Annotated in this window: 21 protein-coding genes and 2 pseudogenes; 7 read left to right on the plus strand and 16 right to left on the minus strand. The window is 38.7% G+C overall.

Going from position 1 to position 25,358, the window contains the following annotated elements; genetic code table 11:
* Positions 1–92: 92 nt before the first annotated feature.
* The 4 genes from O3617_RS08635 to O3617_RS08650 all read right to left on the minus strand — a co-directional run bounded on the left by O3617_RS08635 (position 93) and on the right by O3617_RS08650 (position 4,608).
* Complete coding sequence (locus O3617_RS08635; protein WP_371449575.1) at positions 93–1,484, minus strand: cation:dicarboxylate symporter family transporter; 1,392 nt, start codon at positions 1,482–1,484, stop codon at positions 93–95.
* A 200-nt stretch (positions 1,485–1,684) separates the two neighbouring features.
* Positions 1,685–2,413 (minus strand): lactate utilization protein C, encoded by a 729-nt coding sequence (locus O3617_RS08640; RefSeq protein WP_371449576.1) that lies wholly within the window; start codon positions 2,411–2,413, stop codon positions 1,685–1,687.
* On the minus strand, positions 2,413–3,858 hold the full coding sequence (locus O3617_RS08645) for a LutB/LldF family L-lactate oxidation iron-sulfur protein (protein WP_371449577.1): 1,446 nt from the start codon (positions 3,856–3,858) through the stop codon (positions 2,413–2,415). Before O3617_RS08645 ends, O3617_RS08640 begins: the two co-directional genes overlap by 1 nt.
* Before the next feature lie 12 nt (positions 3,859–3,870).
* A complete protein-coding gene (locus tag O3617_RS08650) occupies positions 3,871–4,608 on the minus strand; it encodes a (Fe-S)-binding protein (protein ID WP_005375746.1) in 738 nt (245 codons plus the stop codon).
* A gap of 500 nt (positions 4,609–5,108) precedes the next feature.
* Here O3617_RS08650 and O3617_RS08655 point away from each other — a divergent pair, with 500 nt between their 5' ends.
* Both O3617_RS08655 and O3617_RS08660 read left to right on the plus strand, forming a co-directional pair.
* Positions 5,109–6,758 carry an S-layer homology domain-containing protein gene (locus O3617_RS08655; protein ID WP_371449578.1) on the plus strand — a complete coding sequence of 550 codons (1,650 nt, stop codon included), beginning with the start codon at positions 5,109–5,111 and terminating at the stop codon, positions 6,756–6,758.
* A 104-nt stretch (positions 6,759–6,862) separates the two neighbouring features.
* Positions 6,863–8,182: an S-layer homology domain-containing protein gene (locus O3617_RS08660; protein WP_371449579.1), complete on the plus strand. Its 1,320-nt coding sequence runs from the start codon at positions 6,863–6,865 to the stop codon at positions 8,180–8,182.
* A gap of 207 nt (positions 8,183–8,389) precedes the next feature.
* Here O3617_RS08660 and O3617_RS08665 read toward each other — a convergent pair whose 3' ends face one another.
* The gene (locus tag O3617_RS08665; protein WP_371449580.1) at positions 8,390–9,217 is read right to left on the minus strand and encodes a hypothetical protein; all 828 of its coding nucleotides are present in this window, start codon (positions 9,215–9,217) and stop codon (positions 8,390–8,392) included.
* A 10-nt stretch (positions 9,218–9,227) separates the two neighbouring features.
* Positions 9,228–11,309, minus strand: coding sequence for an OPT family oligopeptide transporter (locus tag O3617_RS08670; RefSeq protein ID WP_371449581.1), 2,082 nt, complete (start codon positions 11,307–11,309; stop codon positions 9,228–9,230).
* Between the two features lie 279 nt (positions 11,310–11,588).
* Here O3617_RS08670 and O3617_RS08675 point away from each other — a divergent pair, with 279 nt between their 5' ends.
* On the plus strand, positions 11,589–12,944 hold the full coding sequence (locus tag O3617_RS08675; protein WP_371449582.1) for a class II fumarate hydratase: 1,356 nt from the start codon (positions 11,589–11,591) through the stop codon (positions 12,942–12,944).
* 497 nt (positions 12,945–13,441) lie between these two features.
* Here O3617_RS08675 and O3617_RS08680 read toward each other — a convergent pair whose 3' ends face one another.
* The 6 genes from O3617_RS08680 to O3617_RS08705 form a co-directional block, all read right to left on the minus strand.
* Positions 13,442–14,275: a hypothetical protein gene (locus O3617_RS08680; protein WP_275249797.1), complete on the minus strand. Its 834-nt coding sequence runs from the start codon at positions 14,273–14,275 to the stop codon at positions 13,442–13,444.
* 187 nt (positions 14,276–14,462) lie between these two features.
* On the minus strand, positions 14,463–15,461 hold the full coding sequence (locus O3617_RS08685; protein ID WP_275249798.1) for a DUF805 domain-containing protein: 999 nt from the start codon (positions 15,459–15,461) through the stop codon (positions 14,463–14,465).
* A 110-nt stretch (positions 15,462–15,571) separates the two neighbouring features.
* On the minus strand, positions 15,572–15,994 hold the full coding sequence (locus O3617_RS08690; RefSeq protein ID WP_275249799.1) for a hypothetical protein: 423 nt from the start codon (positions 15,992–15,994) through the stop codon (positions 15,572–15,574).
* A 189-nt stretch (positions 15,995–16,183) separates the two neighbouring features.
* Complete coding sequence (locus O3617_RS08695) at positions 16,184–17,365, minus strand: metallophosphoesterase (RefSeq protein WP_275249800.1); 1,182 nt, start codon at positions 17,363–17,365, stop codon at positions 16,184–16,186.
* Positions 17,366–17,434: 69 nt separating this feature from the next.
* On the minus strand, positions 17,435–18,535 hold the full coding sequence (gene mutY / locus O3617_RS08700) for an A/G-specific adenine glycosylase (protein ID WP_275249801.1): 1,101 nt from the start codon (positions 18,533–18,535) through the stop codon (positions 17,435–17,437).
* A 52-nt stretch (positions 18,536–18,587) separates the two neighbouring features.
* On the minus strand, positions 18,588–19,109 hold the full coding sequence (locus tag O3617_RS08705) for an 8-oxo-dGTP diphosphatase (RefSeq protein ID WP_275249802.1): 522 nt from the start codon (positions 19,107–19,109) through the stop codon (positions 18,588–18,590).
* A 109-nt stretch (positions 19,110–19,218) separates the two neighbouring features.
* Between O3617_RS08705 and O3617_RS08710 the strand changes: the two genes are divergently transcribed.
* From O3617_RS08710 to O3617_RS08720, 3 genes are all read left to right on the plus strand, one after another.
* Positions 19,219–19,989, plus strand: coding sequence for a DUF4931 domain-containing protein (locus O3617_RS08710; protein WP_275249803.1), 771 nt, complete (start codon positions 19,219–19,221; stop codon positions 19,987–19,989).
* Between the two features lie 51 nt (positions 19,990–20,040).
* Positions 20,041–20,850, plus strand: coding sequence for a metallophosphoesterase (locus tag O3617_RS08715; protein WP_371449583.1), 810 nt, complete (start codon positions 20,041–20,043; stop codon positions 20,848–20,850).
* Positions 20,851–20,918: 68 nt separating this feature from the next.
* Entirely contained in the window at positions 20,919–21,149 is a 231-nt protein-coding gene (locus tag O3617_RS08720) for a hypothetical protein (RefSeq protein ID WP_005378024.1), read from the plus strand.
* A gap of 144 nt (positions 21,150–21,293) precedes the next feature.
* Here the strand turns inward: O3617_RS08720 and O3617_RS08725 are convergent.
* The 4 genes and pseudogenes from O3617_RS08725 to O3617_RS08740 form a co-directional block, all read right to left on the minus strand.
* Positions 21,294–21,579 (minus strand): annotated as a pseudogene (locus O3617_RS08725) (transposase).
* 375 nt (positions 21,580–21,954) lie between these two features.
* The gene (locus O3617_RS08730; protein WP_371449584.1) at positions 21,955–22,374 is read right to left on the minus strand and encodes a hypothetical protein; all 420 of its coding nucleotides are present in this window, start codon (positions 22,372–22,374) and stop codon (positions 21,955–21,957) included.
* 2 nt (positions 22,375–22,376) lie between these two features.
* Entirely contained in the window at positions 22,377–23,255 is an 879-nt protein-coding gene (locus O3617_RS08735; RefSeq protein ID WP_371449585.1) for a hypothetical protein, read from the minus strand.
* Between the two features lie 69 nt (positions 23,256–23,324).
* Positions 23,325–24,383: pseudogene (locus O3617_RS08740) on the minus strand (hemagglutinin repeat-containing protein); the annotation flags it as partial.
* 222 nt (positions 24,384–24,605) lie between these two features.
* Between O3617_RS08740 and O3617_RS08745 the strand changes: the two are divergent.
* A partial coding sequence (locus O3617_RS08745) for a transposase (RefSeq protein ID WP_371449586.1) occupies positions 24,606–25,358 on the plus strand: 753 nt, incomplete at its 3' end.

Below are 25,358 nucleotides of genomic sequence, written 5' to 3' on the forward strand. Positions count from 1 at the left end.
TCGCAATCAGTTTCCCCTATTGCATACAAAAACACAAAAAAGCAGCAGACCTAATGTCTGCTGCTTTCACAATCAGTATGATGATTTAATTATTACTCCTCACCTTGTGTAGGATTGTTATACGCATCTTTATCAATGGTGCCCATAATTTTATCTACCACAAGTGCATTTGTTAAGGAACCAGATACGTTCAAGCATGTACGGCCCATGTCGATCAATGGATCGATGGCAAGGATCGGACTGATGGATGTAAAGTATGCACCAAGACCTGTACCACTAAGGGATACGGATGCGGCCATTGTAGCCGTACCAGGAACGCCAGCAATACCGACGGAACCCATAGCGATAACGATAACGCTCATGATGTACATTGTCAAATCAAAGGGGATACCCGCTACATTAGAAATGTAAACCACCACAAGAGCTGGGAATACGCCGGCACAACCTTGCATGCCTGCAGTAGTACCAAAGGATGCCACTGTATTAGCAGTTGTAGCATTTACGCCAAGACGTTTTGTCAATGTTTCAACAGTCAATGGCAATACGCCCATAGAGGAACGGGATGTGAAGGCCAACAATAATGGAGCCTTCGCTTTTTTGAAATAGGTAATCGGGTTATAACCAAAGCTTGCAATTAATATAGCTTGTACAACGAACATAATCAAAAGACCTACGTAAAGCAATACTACAAAAAGTCCCATGTCAAGGATGGCTTGCAAGCCACGTGTTGCCAATGTAGATGCTAATAAAGCTACTACGCCATATGGCATAAGGCCAATAATGAAATCGGCTACCCAAGAAATCAACTGATGTAATTCATCAAATAGCTTTGTGAAGATTTCCATGCTATTGGTGCCCGTTTGTTTTAACAGACGAGCCACACTACCCAAGATGATAGCAAATACAACGATGCCGATAACATTTGTTTCAGCCGCCGCTTGAATAGGATTGCTAGGAATCAACGCACGGAATGTATCAACCATCGGTTTGATTTCACGGATTTTTTTACCGGACTCAACGATGTCAAAGCCTTGACCCAATCCAAAGGCATTACCAAGGATAAGACCTACGATAGCAGCTACAGCCACCATGCCTAGGTTTGTGGACACCATGGCAACCACTAATTTCTTAAGATTAGCCCCTGCCTCCATGTGCAAGATAACGTGTACGATAGAGATAAACACGATAGGAATAACAAGCATGCGGATCAAGTCGATAAAGCCGCCGCCCACAAGGGAGAACCACTTCGTACTTTCTTTGATGTAGACCACCTTAGATGGATCATCAGGGAATCCAGCAATAACTTGAATTGCTACACCTAGTACGGCGCCAATAATAGTGCCAATAATAACAAGATTACCAAAGGATGTACCTTTACGTTGCAATGCATAAATAACGATTAGCGCCAGTACGAATACTGCTATAATGCCAATGCTCAATGGATTGCTTAGCATGAGGTAATCTGTAAAGAATGGAATATTCATAATACACCTCGTTTAATTCATATTAAAATAATAGGTTATGAACTCAGTATATCATATATCGAAAATTTTACAAGTCCTATATCGAAATTTCTGCAAATTATTGTATGCCTATTTCGCAACATCTATAGACAGAAAAAGACGACCTTCCATCGGAAGATCGCCTTTAATATTTCTAGTTATACTAGCCTTCAGTATTAGAATTATCTATTAACTAGGACATATGTTACTTGGATAGGGCCATGAGCACCATCTACAGTAACGAGCTCGATATCAGCCGTACGGGACGGACCGGAGATCAAGCAGATATTTGTAGGGAAATTTGCTGGATCATTGTGGTAACGTTCAGCCAAATGTTCCATTGTTTGTGTCATGCGTGGGTTGATTGTATCAGTGTACAATACAGCAATGTGAGTTGTAGGCAACAAGCTAATGGCACGACCAGATTCTTCGCCAGACGCTTGTACTACAGTAGCTGTTTCCGCAATACCGCAGTATGGGAATGTAATACCGATATCTGCATTGGCAGTGTTAGAAATACATTCTTCCCGACCTTTAGATGCATCCCATTGGAAGTATGTACGAACGCCACCATTATTAGCTGCATCTTGTTCGAATAATTCTTTTAATTTATATTCTTCTACTTCTGGAGAGCTTGGGAATACAACCTTACCATTGCTCCAATCGTCGATAGCTGCCAAAATCGTTTCACCTAATTTATCAGGTGTAGTTTCAACGAATTTTGTACCAACACGTTGACATTGTTCCTTAAACATTGTCAAAATTTGATCTTTATTCAAATCTTTGAACATAGTTTCTTGAGGACCATGGCTGTAATCAAAATCCTCTACATATGCAGGGCACATTTCTTGATCACGGCCTAATGCACGAGATAAACGTGCAATAAATTGTTTACGTTTAGCTTCATCCATTATTTTTTCTCCTTCTTCTTGTTCTTTTCATGTTCAGCATATAAATCACGGAATTTCTTGAATTTCAAGGAACCCAATTCTTTAGACTTAGTCCAGCCATTCATTACTGGAATAGCTTGAGTCCATGCAGGCATATTACCTTCTTTATTACTAATCAAGTTCATGCCGATAGCACCAGCTTTTGTGCCAAGGTCGAATAATGTAGCATTACCGAACATCTTAGCCGCTGCTGTGAAGATAGCTTCTTCTGCTTTTGGACGAGTTTTTTCGATGTCTGCCATAATATGACGGTGTTCCATCAATAATTCATGCAATGGAATTGCAACTGGACAATTTTCTGTACATGCACCGCACAATGTAGAAGCGTATGGAAGATCGCCTGCTACTTCGTAACCTTTGAACAATGGAGTCAATACGGCCCCCATTGGACCTGGATATACAGAGCCATAACCATGACCAGAGATGTGACGGTATACAGGACAGATATTCATACATGCACCACAACGGATACAACGTAGCATTTCTTGGAATGTACCACCTAAGATACCGGAACGACCGTTATCGATGATGATGATATGAGTTTCTTCAGGACCGTCAGCTTCACCAGCGCGACCAGGACCAGTCATCATGGAGAAGTAGTTGGAAATTTTGGAACCTACTGCGGAGCGGTTCAACATTTCCATCATAACGTCAAGAGCTTTGAAATCAGGAACGATACGTTCTGTACCTAAGAAGATTACTTGAGTCTTAGGAATAGAACTTGCCATACGACCGTTACCTTCGTTGGAAACGATTGTACAGGTACCAGATGCAGCTACTGCAAAGTTACAACCGTTAACACCTACGTCAGCTTTCAAGAAGCGGTCGCGTACATAACCACGCACGAAGTGCGTCATTTCTGTAGGGTTTTCAGTACCTGTATAACCTAATTTTTCAGCGAAAATTTCGCGGATTTTGTTACGTTCAAAGTGAAGGCCTGGTACTACGATGTGAGATGGAGGACTCACTGCTGTTTGCAAAATGAATTCCGCCAAGTCAGTTTCGTTTACTTCGATACCAGCTTCTTCAAGAACTTCGTTCAAACCAATTTCTTCAGTTAAGATAGTTTTGGATTTAACGATCATTTTAGCTTCGCGTTCACGAAGGATATCCAAAGCGATTTGAGTCGCTTCTTTATCGTCGAATGCAAAGTGAACTTTAGAACCAGCTTTTTCAGCGTTTTCAGCAAATTGATTTACGTAGTAATCCAAATTATTGAGCACGTGATCGCGAAGTTTAGCTGCTTCTGCGCGGAAATCCAACCATTCAGGAACGTCCGCAACTACTGTATTACGTTTATCATAAAACACGTCTTGTGCTTTTTTGATAGCTGCAACTTTGAAATCGTCAGCCAAACATTCTTTTATACGTGTTTTATAGGGGCGATTGTCATATATAAGTGCCATGTCGTCTCCTCCTTAGCGGCAGTTTAAGATTTCAGCAATATGCATTACTTTGATACGGCGATCGATTTCACCATCTTTATGAAGACGGTCAAGCATACCTGCAATATTCATCAAGCAAGCTTGGTCGGAGCCGGAAATTACGTTAGCACCAGTGCTAGCGATTTCCAATGCTTTTTCGCGTGTCATTACTTCGCTGATTTCTGGGTTTTTAACGGAGAATGTACCGCCGAAACCGCAGCAACGGTCTGCACGAGGTAATTCGATCAACTTAAGGTCTTTTACATTGCGAAGGAGTTTGAAAGGTGGTTCTTTTACACCCATCAAGCGAGTTACGTGGCAAGATGTATGGTATGTAACAGTTTCGTCAAAGCGTGCGCCAACGTCTTCTACACCCAATACATCAGTAATGAATTCAGTGAATTCATAAATTTTTCCGCTCAATTTTTCTGCACGTTGTTGCCATTCAGGTTGACCTTCCAAGAAGTGTTGGTATTCATCGCGAATAGCAAATGCACAGGAGCCAGACATGCTAACTACATAGTCAGCGTTTTCGAAGCATTCGATTGTATTCTTAATAGCATCCATAGCGGCATCATTGTAACCGGAGTTTGTGAACATTTGCCCACAGCATACTTGTTTCTTAGGTACTACAAGGTCGCAACCTAGTCTCTCAAGTACTTCTACACCAGCCATGCCAACATGAGGGTAGAACATATCAATCAAACACTGTTGGAAAAGATGAATTTTCATATTTTCGTCCTCAACTTTTCTAGTACTTAACTCAAAAAAATTTTTGATATGTATTCATTTAGGTCGATAAAATTTCACAAATTATCAGCCTATACAATAAATTGACGATCTTTAAAGTGTTATATTTAAAGAACATTTCGATATAATTATAAATAAGGGCACCATAAATGTCCAAGGAATTGCTATATTCGTATTTAGACTTGTATAAATCATATCGTTATGACTAAAAGTAATAATCAAAATTGATTTTTATCACACGTCTCATTATATTCATAAATTTTTTCTATAAATCCCATGCGCCCTCTATTTGCGAATGTTTATCAAATAGAATTTTTGTAGTCCCAAAATTTCCTCATTCTCAATTGTTATAATGAAAGTGTAACTTTCACCATTATTCATCTAATTTTTATCCTTATATATTACATTTTCTTATAGTAGTGGTTATTTCATAAAAGTGCTATAATTTATGTATATAAACGTAATTCGAAAGGAGCTTTCTCATGAAACTCAATAAATTGTCCTTATCTTTAGCGATTACATTGGCGCTAGGATCCACATTCGGCATGGCTCATGCAGAAACTACAACAACTACGAAAACACCAGTTGTAACAAATGCAAAAGCATCTACACATACTACAACTGCTGCAAAAACAACTGCTAAGACAACACATGCAAAAACAACAGCTGTAAAAACAGATTCTACAGCCGCAGCAAAAACTACACCAGCAGCGACTGCTAAATCTACTACAACTACAGATAAAACTACAACAACTGCAAAAACAACACAAAAATCTGAGGCTCCTGCAAAGATAAAAGAAAACTTACCTGCTGGCGTATACCCAGATACAAAGGATAACTGGGCTCGCGATGCTATCCAAGCTATGACAGAGGCTGGTTACTTATCCGGCTATGCAGATAATACATTCCGCCCTGGTAAGAGCATCACTCGTGAACAAGCAGCTGCTATTTACGGCAAGGTATTGCAACACAATATGAACGAGCAAGAACTTGCTGACCTAGTAACAAAAGAAAATGGCGTTTCCTATTCTGATGTTGAAAGCGACCGTTGGTCCAACACAGCAATTAAATTAGTTGGTGCTGCTGGCGTTATGGAAGGTACAACAAAAACTACATTCGCCCCTGCTAAAGCAATGGACCGCGAAGAATTTGTTGCTTCCGCAGCTAATTTGGTTAAGAAAATCAAACCTGATGCACCTGTAAAATCTGAAAAGGTTACCTTCAAAGACAGTGCAAGCATTTCCAAAGCATATGTTGCAGATATCGAATACATGGCACAACGCGGCTATGTAGCATCCGGTGCAACAACAGATTTCAACCCAACACAACCTGTGACGCGCGCACAAGCAGCAACAATCTTGAACCGCATTTTAAATGGTGAAACAGCCCCTACTTCTAGCAAGGCTACCGCTATTAAAGAAGATGCAAAACAAGACGCTGAAAAGGTTGAAAACAAGGCTAAAACCATTGAAAAAGAAATCGCTAAGGACGTAAAAACAGATGCTAAGAAAGTAGATACTGCTGCAAAGGCAGATGCAAAAAAAGCTGATGCTGCTGTGAAATCTGACGCAAAAAAAGTTGATGCTGATGCGAAAAAGGTAGAAAAAGAAGCTAAGGCTAAAAAATCTGACAAGGTTTCTGAGTCTAAAACAGAACAAACTCCACGCATCGTTCGACCTGTACGTCGCAGCACATTAAAACCACTCGATCAAAAACAACAAGAAACATTGGAAAACAATGTATTCACTCAACTCAACAAAACATATAAAACACCAGAAGCGTTCCAAGACTATGGTGTTATGTATTGGAGAGACAATCAATTGCATGTGGCTTTGAAATCCAGTTCCGATTTGGATACAGTAAAAGCTAATTTGGCAAGCCAAGGCAATGCTACTATCAACAACTATGTAGTAGTTGAGCCATCTCAATACAGCCAAACTGAATACGATGTTATCGAATCTAACTTCCGTAACTACTACAGCAAAAACGAAAAAGGCGGCAATATTATCGCCGTATTCCCAGACGTTGAAAACAATCAATTATACGCTGTAGTTAGCACTGCAAGTAGAGAAACACAACAAGGTATTTCCAAGGTATTTGGTTCCAAGGTTAAAATGACTGTAAAACGCTAATAGCAACAAAACCCCAATATATTTTAGTCCTTAAGGGGACTTCAAAAACAGCGTTATCCAACGCTGTTTTTGGTATATTTACCACATGATTAGGAAGGATATGTATGCAACAGGTATCAAAACACACATTACGGGCCCTCATCCTGTCCGCTTTACTTACTACATCCGGTATGGCATTTGCCGCTACACCGGCACAAACACCAAGCGCCAATCCAGCGCAACATACTGTAACAACAACGGCAACAGTTCAAGATACAACAGCGACTGCACAGGACAAAACTGCTGCACCTACTAATACGGTAGTTAACCAACAACTTCGCTCTGGCGTTGTTACGTCTCCAAAGGATATCCAAGATGTGCGACCATACATCTTCTCCGATGTACCAAGTGATTTTTGGGCCTCTAAATCGATTAGTGCCGTAGCAAAGGCTAAATTGATGAAAGGCTATGCAGATGGCACATTCCGTCCTAATCAACCAATGACACGGGAAGAAGTGGCCTCCCTATTCAACAACATTACCGATGATGGTGAAGCAGCGTTTATCTCTAGTCACTTCAAAGATATTACATCCGACCGTTGGTCTGCCCTCGCTATTGAATCGGTAGCGCGCAAGAATATCATCTCTGGCTATGGCGATGCTACATATAAACCTGAAAAATATATGTCCCGCCAAGAATTTGCTGTTGTAGCAGATAATTACCTACATTATCTAGGCTATACAACTGATGACCCTACTGTACTCGATCAAGTAGCGTATGGGGACCAAAAATTCGTAGCTTCTTGGGCACAAGATGCAGTGCGTGAATTAGCATACTTAGGATTTACCAACTATGCACCAGGCACGATGTTTAATCCAGAAAAATACGTAACCCGTGCAGAGGCGGCTGAAATTTCCTACCGTATGACACAAACACCACAAGCATTGGCATTCCACAATGCGCTCTACCGACAACAAGTGGAACGAAAAACATCCACTATCATCAGCCACGCCCTTTACTATGGTCAAGACTTCACACAATTTAGAAACGACGGCGCTCTCTTCTGGAAGGAAGGTAAATTGCACGTTTCTGTAGTGGATAAAAAACACTTTGATACAGTTCGTACAGCACTAGCTGACGCTCATGATCCACAACTCGATAATGCATTAATTGTAAGCCAAGGTAAATTGACACAAGCCCAATTGGAAGACTTCCAATCCGATGCATTGGCGCTTTATCAAAGCAAGGAACCTCAAGGTAAAATCGTTAGTATTTTACCAACAGATGATGCATCTGTATTAGTTATTACGGCTGATTCTGTACAACCTGGTACAGTAAAGGCATTTAAAAAGAAATTTGGTAAGAAGGTAATTGTTCAAACGCCGCCTGAGGAAACTCCGACTACGACGATTCAATTCCCATTGCCATTAAAACCAACAAAATAATCAATTAGGCAGCCCTTCGGGCTGTCTTTTTTTGTCCTCCCCCCCTATTCTTCATACAGGACAATACACACAAAAGCCCCTCCGCACATCGCGGAGGGGCTTTCTAGTAAGTATTAAGTTCTATACCACATAAAACAGTCTGTGTACCCTTTTTGGTGCTACGCACCTTGCATTGTTTAACAATACAGACACATATAGTTAGTTTTGTTATTTGGTCACATCATTTTGACGGTCGCGCAAATTGCCAACTGGTACATACACGGTACCAGCACTATGGATTGTATCCACATCTTGTTGAAGAATCATCACTACCGAATAATCTTCAGTTGTGTAGAATTCAGATGGCATTTTGTCGAATGTAGCATTCGCACCAACTGCATCCTTCACTTGTTGATTATTATTGATAGCATTAACGAGTTCCTTCTTATTCAAACCACCAAGATCATACAAGGATAATTGACGACCTGTTGTAGTATTGAATGTAAAGCCTTTTACATAATTTACACCATTTGCATCGCCATCACGCATTGTATAGGTGTGAATCAAAACACTAAAGATACCATTTTTATCCGTTTTTACATCATAGTACATGATGACATTCGTTTTATTGGATTCTTTTTCGTTCAATTTTTGAGTGTCATTTTGAACCTTGGACACGTATTTCTTAATCGTTGTATTGATGGCTTTTTCAACGATAGGACTAACAGATTTAACCTCTGGGAATACGAGATTCAAATGATCTGTAGTCGCATCTACAGGAGATACGCCTACCTCTTTACGATCCATATAACGATCTGCATTTGGCGCTACCACTTCGATAGTACCACGATCAGTTTTATTCGCTACGGAACGTAATTTTTTGTTTTGCTCTGGCGTAGCCGTGCTAGAGAGACGATATGTCACATCGTGACGATTATTTTGTGCTACTACAACACCAGTATCCTTTGTTACAGGAATCGTTTCACTAGCGGCTGCCATGGATGTGAGTGGCAATGCGGCAGCCATCATGATGAGAACAGTCTGTTTTAATTTCATGGTTAACCTCTTACTTTGCTTGTTCTTGCTCTGCTTTCATAGCGAGAGCTTCTGCTTTATCAAATTTGTGAGTTACAACACGACGAACTAGATAGAATGCAGCGAAGACGAAAGCAAGTAGACCTAACCAACCAGCTGTGCTTTCAAATTCAGGACCAACTAATTCAAGTGGAGATTCACCACCACCAGTTGTAACTGACAATACAATAATAACAGCTATGATTACACCAATCAAGCTTTCACCAACAATCAAACCAGACGCAAAGAGAACGCCACGACGATTAGATTGTTCTACATCGTATTCAGCTAATTCACCAGCACGCATTTTAGCACGAGCGATGAGGTAACGACCTACGAAATAGCTCAAGAAAGAACCGATAATAAGAGGTACTTCCAATGTTGGAGGCAAGTAGATACCCATACCAACAGCCAATGGAGGCAATGTTAAGGAAGCAGTTGTGCTCTTAAGAATCAAGTTAACAATGATTGCTACTACGCCAACACCAACGCCGATCAAGATGTAATTCCAATCCATACTAGCATTGAAAATACCTTGAGCGATTGTAGTCATCAATGTTGCTTGTGGAGCAGATAATGCAGCATTTGGATCCATTTCAGCACGAGGCAACGCACCTGTGAAACCATATGCTTGGTATAACAAGTTAAGAACTGGAGCAATCGCAATAGCACCGGCTACGGAACCAAGTAACAATGCAATTTGTTGACGCCAAGGTGTAGCACCAACGAGTTGACCAGTTTTCAAGTCTTGCAAGTTATCGTTAGAGATAGATGCAATAGCAATAACTACGGATGTCATGAAGATAGCCATAGCTGTAGCGAATTGAACGCCTGCTTCGGTAGCAAACAAATTATTTTCAGAAGCGATGAAGTATACCACTAAGGAGGAAATAATAGTTGCTAAGATACCAATACCAGAGATTGGAGATGCAGATGTACCGATAAGGCCTGCCATGTAACCACATGCTGCAGCTACGAAGAAGCCGATTAACAAGGCTACGATAACGCCTACTACAACAAGGGTCCACATCAAGCCTGCACTAATAGGTACAGCGGATACGAAATCCCAGAATGTAGCAACTAAACCAATGAGAATGATAGCGAATACGATCAATACAGATTTTGTACTCATATCTGTATCCATGCGATGTGTTTCGCGTTCAGCAGCACTGCTGTTCATGGATTTAACGGAAATTTTCATACCTTCGATGATAGGTTTAATCAAGGTAATCAACGTCCAAATCGCTGCGATACCGATAGCACCAGCACCGATGAAACGAACTTTTTCTTTCCAGATACCCATAGCAAATTTAGCAGTCGCACCACCATCTGGAGCAAATACATTAGTTAAGTAAGGTACGAAACCAGCCCACGCGATGAGGACACCAACGAGGATTGCAATACCAGATGCGATACCGATAAGGTAACCAGCACCTAACAACGCTGTGGAGAAGCCCAATGGGATTTGAGTTGTACCTTTGCCAACGGTGAACCAGAAGCTCATGCTATCGCCAAGAACTTTGAAGCCGTTAGCGCAAAGGCTGATGATACCAGCTACAGCACCACCAGATACGATGTCTGCCATACCTGAGCTAGATTTAGCAACTTCACCACCATTATGAGAGCCGACCTTCAAGATTTCGGCTGCTGCACGGCCTTCTGGGTATGGTAGGTCACTATTCACAACCATGGCACGACGCAATGGAATGGTGAATAACACACCGAGGGAACCACCGCATGCGCAAATCAAGAATGTTTGCCAAAATGGGAACCCTTGCCAATAACCAAGCATTAAAAGACCTGGCAAGATAAAGATAATTGCAGATAAGGTACCAGCTGCAGATGCTTGCGTTTGTACCATGTTGTTTTCAAGAACGTTAGAATCCTTGAAGAAACGTAAAATTGCCATTGAGATAATGGCTGCCGGGATGGATGACGAGAATGTCAAACCGACCTTCAAACCTAAGTATACGTTAGATGCCGTAAATATTAGAGTGATCAATGCACCTAATAACATCCCACGCAACGTAAGTTCCGGCAAGTGAAGGTCATGGCTCATAAAATCATGTTTCATAAGTACTTACCTCCTCTTATAAATTAAATAAAACTAACTATAAGCTATATTCATTTTATCGTGTTAAAGCGATGTTGACAATAAATATAACCATATATGTGCTATGTATACACAAATTTATAGATATAAATCAAATATGTATAAAGGTAATAGGCATGCACGCATTATATCTAATTGGTATTTATTATCATTTTCTATTATATTTTTTCTTTTTTCTGTATATAATAAAGGAGAACCGACGATAAGGTCGGCATGTCTTTTAAGGAGGTTGTAAACATTATGGAAACAAGAATTGAATATGATTCAATGGGACCAGTCGAAGTCGACGCTAGACGAATTTACGGACCTCAAACGCAACGCTCGTTCAATAATTTTAAAATCGGTGACCACCGCATTCCTATTGAACAAATCAAAGCGCTTGCGCTTGTCAAAAAAGCATGTGCTTTAACCAATGCAAAATGTGGCGCAGTAACTGAGGAAAAAGCAAAACTCATCGCTCAAGTAGTAGATGAAATCGTAGATGGCAAATGGGATGACGAATTCCCATTAACCATATTCCAAACAGGTTCTGGCACACAAACAAACATGAATGTGAACGAAGTTATCGCTCACCGGGCTAAACAGTTAGATGAATCTAATCCGCTTCATCCTAACGACGATGTAAACCGCGGTCAAAGTACAAATGATACATTCCCAACAGCAATGCATATCTGCGGGTACTTTGAAATTACAAAACGCGTAATTCCTGCATTGGACGGCCTTATTGTATCCTTTGAAAAATTGCAAGAAAAAGGTAAAGGCTTGCAAAAGGTTGGTCGTACTCACCTACAAGATGCTACTTTTATCATGGTAGATCAAGAAATTAGCGCCTTTGTGGACGGCCTAAAAACTGCCAAAACCATGCTCCTTCAAAACGCTGATTATCTACTCGACGTTGCCCTTGGCGGTACTGCCGTTGGTACAGGTGTGAACACACCTAAGGGATATCTTGACGTTATGGAAACCGTATTGCCAGAGGTAACAGGCGCTCCATTCCGCGTTAAGAATAATAAATTCCAAGGCCTATCCTTGAAAGATGCGTTCATGATGGCCCACGGTGCACTTAACACATTGGCTACTACATTGTTTAAGATTGCAAATGATGTTCGTTTCTTAGGCTCTGGCCCTCGCTGTGGTTATGGCGAATGGCATCTACCTGAAAACGAACCGGGCTCCTCCATCATGCCAGGTAAGGTTAACCCTACCCAATGCGAAGCTCTTGCTATGGTATGTGCCCAAGTATTCGGCATCAATACAACCATGACACTTTGTGCAGGCAGCGGCGCATTCCAATTGAATGTGTACATGCCTATCATGATCTATGATTTTGTTGAAAGCTGTCGCCTCCTCGCAGATGCGATGAATTCCTTCACTACACACTGCATCGACGGCGTAGAATTCGTACCTGAAAAACTTAAATTCTTCGTAGAACAATCCCTTATGATTGCTACATCCTTAACACCATACATTGGCTACGATAAGAGTGCTAAGGTCGTAAAAGAAGCATACAAACGCGGTTGCTCTATCAAAGAAATCATCTTGGAAGAAAAACTCATGACCGAAGACGAATTCGCCGAAGCAGTTCGCATGAAATAAAGCTCTCACATCTCTTTGACATATCTATAACATCCTCTCATACCTCAAATGAACGGAAAATAAAAGAACGCTATAGTTCTAAATCCTTCAGTATATACTACTGAAGATTAGACTATAGCGTCCTTTTGCGTTTAAATGATTGTATTCTTAAAGTTAATTCCAATATACTTATTCTTTTTCATTTCGTTTTAACCGTCTATATATAAAATACCACCCTAATATAAAGACTCCACTAATAATGTAAGCACTACCATAAAAATATATCCAAAACTCATCATGACCTAGCTCTGGCTCCATAACAATACTTAGTGTAATGCCTCCTAGAAAAAAGATCATACCAGCATAAAAAATAAAATTGAATATTTTTAAAAACATTTTTACCTCAGTAGGACTCTAATCTACGCAAAAAAGATCATACAAAACGAATCTAGCTAAAACCATAGGAACTAAATGCAAAAGAACCGATATTTCTAGCAACGACCTTCTAAATATAAATCTTATAATAGAATTACATGATTAGGCATCTTGTCAAACGGAATTAAATATTCTGAAAAACTTGTTAATTCTTCCAAATCATTACGGCTTATAACATATAAATGAAGTCCATCATCTTTTCCAACTATATCAGCCCTCTCACCATACCACGGTCTTTTATATGATAATATCCTACTTTTTATATCTCCATTTAGGTTAAAAATCTGTAATTGTTCCTCTCCAACAGCTAAACCATATCTATCCGTCACAGATACATCAAAATACGGGACAGAAATAGGGTTTTTAATCTGAACCTTTTTAAAATAATCTAATATAGTTATATTATCTGTATCCAAACAAACTAATTTTCCATTATGAGAATAGGATTCTTTTGTTTCACTTTCATAAACAACGTATGCAAATTTTCCATCATATTCTGCTACTTCATTTATAATATGAACAGAATAATCAACCAATGACAAATATACTACCCCTTTATTGGTACGCATTAAAATTATGTCATCATTAAATTTGTATAATTGATAAAAATAGAATTCCTTAATATTATTAGGAATAGGTATTAACTTAACAAAATGTGTATCAATATCTACAAAGCATAAAGACGACTCTAATTTAAATACAATTCTGTTTTTCAGCATATCTGTATATATAGCTTCAATAAGTAATAATTGTTCGCCTATATAAAGTCTATTAACTTCTCTCCACTCCAGGTCCAAAATAATTAAACCATTAAGTTTATCATTTATAACCATATAATTTGCACACCGCAAAGCAAAAATTATAACATTTTCTGAACTTGGACTTTTTATCTGTTTAATAGGTTCTAATTCTATCATCTATATTCCTTCTATAGTTTCATTATAGTTATCCATAAGAATCTACCACTCACCTTATAAATACTAATATTAAAGTCAACAGACTAATTAGTACGCTTGGCATTTTCAAACCATTTGCTTAATTAACGTGAAAAGGGCTGTAGATAAATATAAGTTTATCAGACTCTATCATGGCCCCACTTTTTAGTTATAAAGGATAATAAAAAATTGAGTTACTTTCCTGATCATATACTGCCGAAGTTTTATTATATAACAAGTATAGTACGTATATATTAACTAAAGGCACAAACAAACATAAAAGCCAGAAAATACTGCTATTGCTATCTATCAAGCGTCTACATATCATAGTAAATACAGTATATGTGAGATAAATGTATAAAGCATATCTTAAAATGGATGGCTCAATCGTATAAGTTACAACAAGGTTATACATAATAAAAGCTAAGAACACATTAAACATATGCCACTGACGAACAGTACTACGCCCATAAAACCATAGGCTATCTATTAAAATACTTTTATAAATATCAGCCCAAAAAGGGTATTTCTCTTGACTACTGTAATGCAGCTTTAAAGTCTTGATTTGCCCATCGGTTAAATCAGTTCTATTGCCCCACCACACATCAATAACTTTATTATCAAAAATAATCCCATTAGTTTCAATAACATTATGGTTAGACCATAATTTGTCAATTCCAAATGTAAAAAGTAGAAGAGTCCCGAACAAAAAAGGAAAGAACAGCTCAGGGGTATCTACACTCCACAGCACTTTATTCCCCAATATATAATCAGTAGTGCTGCTAAACCTAAAATTAGAACTAGAAATAGTAATACTTTTACCAAAAAATAAAACCATTACTAAAGAAATCATTATAAAGACATTAATCCAATTAAGAGAATCCTTTTTATAATAATTCAAGCGCATATAATTTGTAATACAGACAAACAAAATATACAGCGTATGCCCTACATAAAATAAGATATTGTAGTATTCTTGATTATATGTTTTATCAAAAGGAATAGAAAACATAAAAATATTCGCTTCTATCCCCAATAAAACTAAAACATTTATTGAAAGATAAGTTTGTACATTCATCGTAAGTGTTTTAAATTTACTTACATATTGAATTAACTCTACTACTTCAATCTTAAACTTACTGAATTCATCAACTAAAAACTGTCTCATACTTTTTAATCTTCATCTAAATTCCAATGATTTAATAAATCTACTATCCTATCAAGCCACTGCTTTTGCGTAAATTAAAACCTATAAAAATACTATATCAAGCAAAAGCACTAAAAATCATCATATTGACTCATGACGCAATATACATCAAATTGACGTGGCTGCATCGATCCACTCGTTACTTTTATTACTTCATTCTCCCAATATGGTAATACTTCTTCCCAAAAGACTGACATAGCTAAGGATTGTAATGTTAGATCTCTACAAAATAACTCATCAATATTTTTAAAGATTATCAGAATAGATTTATTTCTATCCCAAAATGCTAAATCTCTCATCCAATCGGAAAAAGCAGCCCAATTATCAACCCGTGTAGGAAAGTTAAAATATAATCCGAAATAAAACCAGAACTTATCTTCTGTTGTTATATCTTTACAATCAAGCTCTAAAATAGAATCATAGTTATTACGTAGATTATCCATTTCCATAAATCCGTCATAAGAGACATAGGTTAATTTATTGATATGTTCCATAGCTCAATTTACACTCTCTTTCAACAACACAATGCTATAAACCCTCATTCTAATATATCACAACTCTTATATAACTTCATATAATAAAACGAGGTATCGTATGCAAAATACAATACCTCGTTTTATTATGAACTTTAATCATCTAAAATTGCTTAACTATTATAGCTATTAATATAGCAAAGTCACTGCCTAAGCTACTCCATCAAAGAATGTTATAACCGTAATTTCTCTAGGACAGTTAATACGAATAGGGAACCAGTGTCCAGATCCATTATTTACGTAACATACGCTATTTTTCTCTGTATAGCGACCTTTTACATATGGTGTACCAATCGGTACCCAAGGCATACCAAAGAGGATAATTTGTCCGCCATGGGTATGTCCGGACAATGTAAGTGGCACATTGCGTTCAATAGCTTCGTCAAAGAATTCTGGATGGTGAGCCAACAGAATAACAAAGGCATTATTAGGGATTCCGGACAAGGCCTTATCAATCATGGCTTCACGATTTTCTTTGCGACGTTCATTGTCATAGGATACGCCAGCAATATAGACCGGTTGTTTTCCCCCCATGATTTGGATGTTGTCATTAATCAATACATTTAATGGCGTTTTTGTTTTAATATCATCGACGATTTTATTTACATCATGATGGAATTCATGATTGCCAAGAATATAGTCTACGCCATCTGGAATTTGTTTTGCAAATACCTTTAAGCGATCACAAACTTCAGGTAGCCATTGTATCTTGTCGATAAGGTCACCGGTGATGACAACGCAGTTTGGGTGTTCTAGTAGTGCTAATCGCAAGATTTCATCAAAGTCATCTAGGTCGATGCTCGGCCCAATATGGATATCGCTGAGTTGTACAATCTTGTAATCTGCAAGTCCTGGCGGTAGATTGGTATAACCAAAGCTCTCATGGGTCACAACGATTTCTCGTTGTCCTTCGTAGGCAGCATAGCCAGCGCCACCCATGGCAGCCAAAGGTACAAGAGTGCCTACTGTTCTAAAGAAAGCACGGCGCCCAGTCCGTTCTTCTACGGGAACCTTATGGGAGATGCGGTTTACCAGTGCATAGATCAAGGCCAATATGATGAAAACTGGTATACACAAGAATATGGCAAATACTACGCCATAGCTTTCCGTTCTAAACAAGTTAAGCCATTCATACCAAGGCGTGCCGTATAGATCAACTTGGTATAAGAAATAGTATCGCACCGCACAGAACCAACCAGCGACTACCAAAATATAGGCTAGCCATGCAGGCCATAGTTTTTTCGGTTTCCATAAATAGAGGTACAATCCCCAAAAACCTAGAAAGGCTATGGCAAGCACCACGAGAAACACAATATTTATAATTATTTGCATATACGCTCCTAACTGTATATCAAGTAATTGCTAATACATTGAGACAAAATCAGTGTTCGTCTCATAAATTTATTCTACAATAGGACATAATTCTGTCAATTTACCATGAGGTCCCGCCCAAGCATAATCGGCAAATTCATCCCGTTTGATGAGCATCCAATCCTTCGGTAATTGCTTTTGTATCGCTTCGATTGATGTATGGTCTCCAGTATACTGCAAATCGCCTCTAAAAGCCTTCATAAACCATTTGCGATGAGAAAATACATGAGTTAATTCTTTCACAATAACCGGTTGCAAGGATAATCCAAAACCCAATGCCCCTACGATTTCAGTTAAACCAGATTCTGCCGCATCATAGGAATCCGCATTTTCTACAGATGGAAACTCCCACATGGAACGCAAGAGGCCTCGATTAGGGCGTTTATGTAGTAAATAATAGTCACCATAGCTGAGGATACCTACAAAAACAGGCACATCTACAACCTTTGTTTTCTTGATGCGCACAGGCAATTGATCGGTTACATTATGTTGGTACGCATGACACATATTGACGATAGGGCACTCACCGCAACGCGGCGTCTTAGGGATACATACGGCTGAACCAAAGTCCATCAAGGCTTGGTTAAAATCTCCTGGTCTATCGTGAGGCAGCGTGTCCTCTACAATAGCAGTTATGGCCTTCTTGCCCTTTGTACCCAAAATATCATCAAATATGCCGTATAAACGGGCATAAATCCGTAGTACATTGCCATCGACGGCCACCTCGGGCTCGCCATAAGCCATGGACAGCACAGCGCCGGCCGTATAGGAACCAACGCCCTTCAAAGATTCCATATCCTTGCGATTATGAGGCACTACGCCGCCATAATTATTCACCACATCTTGTACGCCTAGGCGTAGATTCCGAGCACGACTATAATAGCCAAGACCTTGCCAAGCATGGACTACTTCATCTTCGGTGGCCTTTGCCAAATCCTCTAATGTAGGAAACAAACGCATCCAATTATCATAATAGGGCTTCATCGCCTCAATGCGGGTCTGCTGGCTCATCACCTCGGACACCCACACCTTATAGGGGTCACCGCAGTCACGCCACGGTAAATCCCGTTTATTTACATCATACCACGCCAACAACTGTGGCACCCACTTGGGGTTATTCATCTCTTTCATAGTTCCTCAATATAGGTATTTGTGAAAGCACCCCCTATACTTTCACTATACCTTATTCATTAATATATAAATCGATACGAGCCAACAATTCACTTTCCATGACTGTGTCGACCTCTGTTAAACGCATGTCCTCAACATGACTGTTATCTGGGCCAAACCGGATAGGCCCCTTTAGCAACTTGCCCTCTAATAGCATAGGAAGCCATGTACGGTCCCCTTCCCACATATGTTCATAGGGCACATCGGCGAATGTAAACCAATGCGGTTCCATCTCGTCTGATTCAATAGGTTTTACATCGGTAACACGCACAAAATATACATAGCCCACATGGGTTAGACTTTCATCATAGGGAAATTGAAAGTCAAAAAGGGCTACGCATTCTAGATCAGACGCATCAACGCGTATGCCCGATTCCTCATATAGTTCGCGGACAGCACATTGGCGAAAGCTTTCACCATCATTGATTTTACCGCCAAATCCATTATATTTATCAGCGCCAAAGCCGCGTTTCTTGCGGCCTAGCAAAATTCTATGTTGTTCATCTATGGGAAATACCAAGGTTGTAGGTTTCATATGACCTCCTATAATTTGGTAAAGATTATTACTATATTATACCATTATTTCATGTGTAATACTGTCATTTATGGTATGATTAAAGGTATGAGATGAAAGGAGGCGCACCATGAACGAACCACTTATATTTGATATTGCACTAGGGCGTACAAAGCCTGTAAATATGCGTGACGCAAGTGTGCGCTGTCCATTCTGCGACCGGTCAAATTTAACAGATATTCTAGCACAAGATGGTCACATCATATGGCTCATGAATAAGTATCCTGTTTTGCAGGATACATGGCCTACGGTCATCATTGAAACAGAAGGTGACAAAGGCGAATTATCTACCCTTTCCGTTGATGATGCAACGCGGATCATTCAATTTGGTCTAGATAAATGGCATGAAACGATAGCCACAAAGGAATATAAATCCGTTCTATTCTTTAAAAACCACGGTCCCATGTCGGGCGGTTCCATACGCCATCCTCACAGCCAAATTATAGGCCTACGCAACTACGATTATCACGAGGACATTACGGTCAAGAACATGAATGGCTGGCTATTACACGAAGATCAAGATATCCGCATCACCTTATCTAAACACCCTATTATTGGATTCTTTGAATACAATTTGCGGTATAAACCTGATGCACCTGTTCGTTCCATCGCCATGCGCTTACAACAGACCATACGCTATGTACTAGATAGCTTGGCAAAATTTTCCCAATCCTATAACTATTTCTTCTATCAACTAGAAGATGGTTACGAATATATCAAGGTGATTCCTCGCTATATCACAACGCCGCTCTACGTGGGTTATAAAATTCCACAAACGTGCAATGATGAACGAGCTGCGAAAATTTTACAGAATATTACACCCTATTTTGAATTGAAATAAGAACCCTCTGCTACGAGTTCCGTAGGTTAGAGGACTCTAGTAAGGACATATATGAACATTTACGCCATTGGAGACCTTCATCTATCAGGCAATCCACCTACGAAGCCGATGAACATATTCGGTCCCCACTGGGACAATCATTGGCAACGTATAAAAGAACATTGGCTGTCCACCGTCACCGATGAAGACATTATCTTTCTCGTAGGCGACATGAGCTGGGCTTTGCGCCTCGATGAAGCACTCTACGACCTCAACGAAATCGCCAGTCTTCCAGGCCAAAAATTTATGATTCGCGGCAACCACGATTATTGGTGGTCCTCTGCCAACAAAATGAAAAACGCCATGGGTGATGCTATTACCTTTTTACAAGGCCACGGTACGGCCCGCATCATCAATCTCACCACTCAGGTTAATGCTTTAACTGGTGAAAGCCAGCCCACCGAACATCAATGCATCTTAGCCTTTGGTGGCACCCGCGGATATATTTGTCCTGATGATGCTAGCTTTGAACCGGATACCGATCAATCTATCTATGATAGAGAAATCTTGCGTACCGAAGCGGCGTTACAAGAAATGGAGCAAGCCATCCAAGCATTACAAAAGGAACATGGTGAAACAGAGAATACCAACGAACCACTACCTGTAACGCGAATCCTATTACTGCACTACCCTCCATTTAACGAAAACAACGCCCCATCAGGCTTTACAGACCTCATGGAGCGCTACCATGTCGATATATGCATATTTGGCCATTTACATGACCAGAATTCATTCAAACGAATTCCTTCAACATTTGGAACCACTAAATTAGAACTCGTTTCTGCAGACTATGCAGAATTTAAGATACAAAAAATATTGTAATTGAATCCCTATGAGCGCATAACTGACATACTATTCAAATGTGCATCATACATTTATAAAGGAGCATTATGAGTCGCATCCATAAAGAGCATTTACAAGCAGGCTATATCTTTGGCGATACAATCAATCAAGAATACATCTACTTGCCATCCGGCGAGGTGGGCACCGACCATCCATTGGCGGTCCTAGAAACACCTACAAAACGAGAGGACCTTACATTGGACGAAGCGGTTCATATGATTGATACGCTAACATTAAAACGTTGTAGCCACCCTACATTGGGTAAAAAATCATTTTAAATCATAACCACCCGTAGAACGGGTGGTTTGCTCTGACCCTATAAGGGTCTTTCTCTAGTGATAGCCCTCTAAAGAGGGCTTTGAATGATCTGACAATCACTCTATTACCACTGGCTGACCCCTACTCGGGGGCTTTTATTTTGCCTATTTTACCGGCTCACCCGTAAACGAGTCAGTATATTCTTTAAAGTTTAATGTATCTTGTGCTATATCTTCTTGTAGTTGATTGCGAATATACTCTTTTATCGCTCCTTCGTATCTTCCCACTGTATCCACATAATATCCTCTTTCTATTACATAAATCTCTTAAAATTTTACCTACATCAGCTTTTATCCGACCATAAATTATTTGTCTTCTATACTTTGGTACAAAAACAATATGATATTTACATCTCCATTTACTATGTGATAAGCTTTTTACGTCATTCATTGACATTGAACCTCCTATGTTGAAATGTTGTGGTTGCCAGACCAACTTCATTTTATCACTAGGAGGTTCTTTCCTTTTCTCTAAGAATTTTTTACCGACCCCCGGTTTAACTGGGGGGTTAGTCATGCCTATTCGGCGTACAATATAAAATAATGTTGGAAGTGACACTGTAGTAGTGTCACCCCAACATTTATTATAGAACCACTAATCAACTATCTTCTATCTAAATATACAACCTTCATATTAAACAAGAATATAAATATTATTTAAGCAAAATAGTAAGCATTAATCCACTATACCTATTAACCTATTTTATAATAGTTCAACACAATAATGAGATATGCTAAAGTTTAACAACCTATTCTTATTTACTAACTACTTTTCAGTACTCAAAACTACTATTACCCTATTATCAGAAGAATGTCCCTCAATTTTAATAGTAACATCATAATTTAAATCATAGCCTATTATATGTCTATTTTTATATTCACGCCACTTAATTCTGTCATTCGAAAGTAAAGCTTTAATTTTTTCAAATTCAATATGCTCATATATAATTTTAAAATTATAAACCTGACTATTCCTACCTGTAGCATAATGATCTTCATTTACCTTATAAGAAGATATACTTACAAGCTTTTGCTCATATGATTCAAGCTTTTGAATTTGGTTAGGTCTATAAAAAAAAGCAGCTACTGTCATAAAAAAAATGATAATCACACATATAACAGTAAAACCCAAAATAAGCTTAAACGATAAAGGCAATAAATTAAAATAAGACATTATTTTTTTCATAATTAATCCTCTATTTCAAATTGAGTTCTAATAGCTCGAATACGATTCTCTGTACTTTCCTCTTGATTAGTTGCTCTTATTTCAGCTGGATACTCTTTTGGTGGTGGTGAATATATACCAGTAGGTTGAACTGGTGTATAAGTTTTCAAATCTATATTAGTACCTTCAACTTCAACTACTCTAACTGGAGAATCCTCTAGTTTTACAGTATAAGAGGCCGATATAGTAGCCTCTGAAGATACATTCAAAGTTTTACTCTCAGTTATATTACTTGGGCTAATACTATAAGTTTTCCCTCCAAATGTATTAAGATTTATACTTAAACTAGGTCCAGTAAAATCTTTACTTCCCCATAATACCTTAGTATCACTTATTGTATTTTGAACAGGAGCAACTCCAGGTCCCATAGAAAATGAATCGGTCAAATATGTGTGCCCTTCAGAATCTACACCATACCCTCTTGAAAAACCAAATCCTCCTACTTCGGGGATGTTTGCTGATATACCCTTAGCTTCAGAGTACAAGTGACCATCACGTACGTACTTTTTCTTTATTTTTACTTTATTGGCATCTGACCGATTATTGTTAGCTAAAAGATAATCCATATGAGCTAAAGCTAGGTCTTTATTCTCTTCTGAAATACCATCAAGATCAACTCTATTAACATTATATGCGCCTTCATTCCACTTTGTTGCATAAGATGTAGTTGCAGCACCACTATTACTTGATTTCCCACCTACTTTATTAACTACACCACCTACCGCAACACTCAACCATTGTGCTACGGCGGGATCATGTTTAGCCACTTTATTAATTTCTCTAATTAACATCTCATTAGACATAGTAGCCTTAAATCCGCTACCAGGTACATTACCAGCCATACGAGCTGCCAACTCACCTACTACACCATGCGCAATGGACTTAGCAACTTTACCATCCTTAGTTGTTGGTTACCAGTTATGTAGTTGTTCAAATGCATTTTTAGAGAATAGACGAGCTAACTCTTGACGTTCTTCAATTTTCTTTTTATCGAAAATCTTATCTAATTGATGTAATGTATTCTCGGTATTTGTATTAATGGTCTTAGTATCAATTTCTTTACCATCTACTATTAGTATACCATCTGAGATTGCAGATTGAGTAGTCGAGTTTGCTTTGCCTTTTGATCCTACGCCTAAGTTTGGAACTAGACCAATACTGTTATAAATCTTATCATATCCTTTTTTATCATTGGTCTTCATCTCTTCGAGTTTCTTTTTACTACCATAATAGTTATAGCCAATCCCGTTGTTGCTATAGGTATACTCGGCTTCATTTTGGATATCTTTCATCTCGAGAGATTTGGTAGTCAATGTATTCTTAGCTTTTGAAGCAGCACTGTTAATGACGGCACCTTCTAATCTAGTACCATTCCCTACATGAATATCATAGCCATCTTCTCCAGCATAAATACCTGCTTGGTGAGTTACGCTTTTCCATTTACTATCAATGCGACCTACACTTGCACTTATACTACCTGTTGGGTTCTTGAAATTAGGATTAGAAGAAACAGAGAAGCCAGCAGATTTACTGTGTTCTTTAAAGTTATCTACATCTTGTAAGCTTTGAATATGTAAATCACGACCTGTATCAACTTCAACTTTCTTACCAGATACAGTAGAACCAATAATAGTAGTATCTCGCTTTGCTTTAAGTTGTGCTAATTGTGCGGCTTTAATTGTCGTTGGTACATAGCTCTCTTGATGGGTATCCCCATTTTGACGAGCCATATTGCCACTCGCATTAATATCAAGAATACCACCACCAGTTAAGCTAATACCAGCACCAACACTCCATCCAGAGCTTTTATAGGTATTATTAACATCTACAGTATTCTTGCCCGATACAAGGTTGATATCACTAGCACTATCTAATACTAGTTTTTTTGCTTGTACTGTTTCACCAGTTACATGAATACCACTGTCCTTGGCATCACGAGCTGTAATATGTACAGTACTATCGCTAACAAGAGTACCACCCTGGTTTCACTCATCGTAATTAACTACAGCCTAAAGAATATCTTCTAATGCTATGGAAACAAAATTATAATGAATAACTCGAAAGGGGCTGTAACAAAACAGCCCCTTAAATTTAAAAAACTATTAGTTGATTAGATTATATCAACTAATAGTTTTTTGTATTTCTAAGCAAAAAGGGCCCCGAAGGACCCTTTTCGTTGGTATAATTAAATTATGAACAAAAACCATACCAATGAACCTAATTATACCAAACTAGTAATGCCTCGCCAACTAGTTTTACCATTGGATTATGGCATTTTGATAAAAGAAACAGCGCCTGTGCGGTTATTAGATGCTGTATTGGAGGAATTAGACTATAAAGAGTTACAGCATTTGTATTCTCCGAAAGGAAGAAAATCTAAAGTACCACCGCATATTCTGTTCAAAATCTTTGTCTATGCTATGTCCAACGGCGTGTATTCTACACGTATGATACAACAACAATGCGAAAAAAACATTAATTATATGTGGCTTCTTCAAGGATATTCAGCTCCAAGTCATATGACATTCCAACGATTTTTTGCACGTTGTACACTAGATATATTAATGAATCTATTTTCACAGTTAATGGAAGCTATTAGTAGACGTGACGCATTAACATTCAATGAAGTCTTTATTGATGGAACTAAACTAGAGGCTAATGCCAACAAGTACACCTTTGTCTGGCGAAAAGCAGTACAAAAAAGACTAGATACATTACCATCTAAATTAGCTATATTAAAGCAAGATATCTGGAACGAATTAGGGCTAGATACCCATTGTATGAATGATGAATGTATATATACCTTCTTAGCAAAAGAAATTGAAGTACAACATGTAGAATTAGTACAAGGAAAAGGTAAGCATAAAACACCCTTACAACGTTTGTTTGAGCGAGCTGAAACTCTATATGATAAGCGAAAAGAATACGAATACCAATTGTATATT

Origin of the sequence: Veillonella sp. 27098_8_77, assembly GCF_041431535.1 — a bacterium.
Lineage (GTDB): Bacteria > Bacillota > Negativicutes > Veillonellales > Veillonellaceae > Veillonella.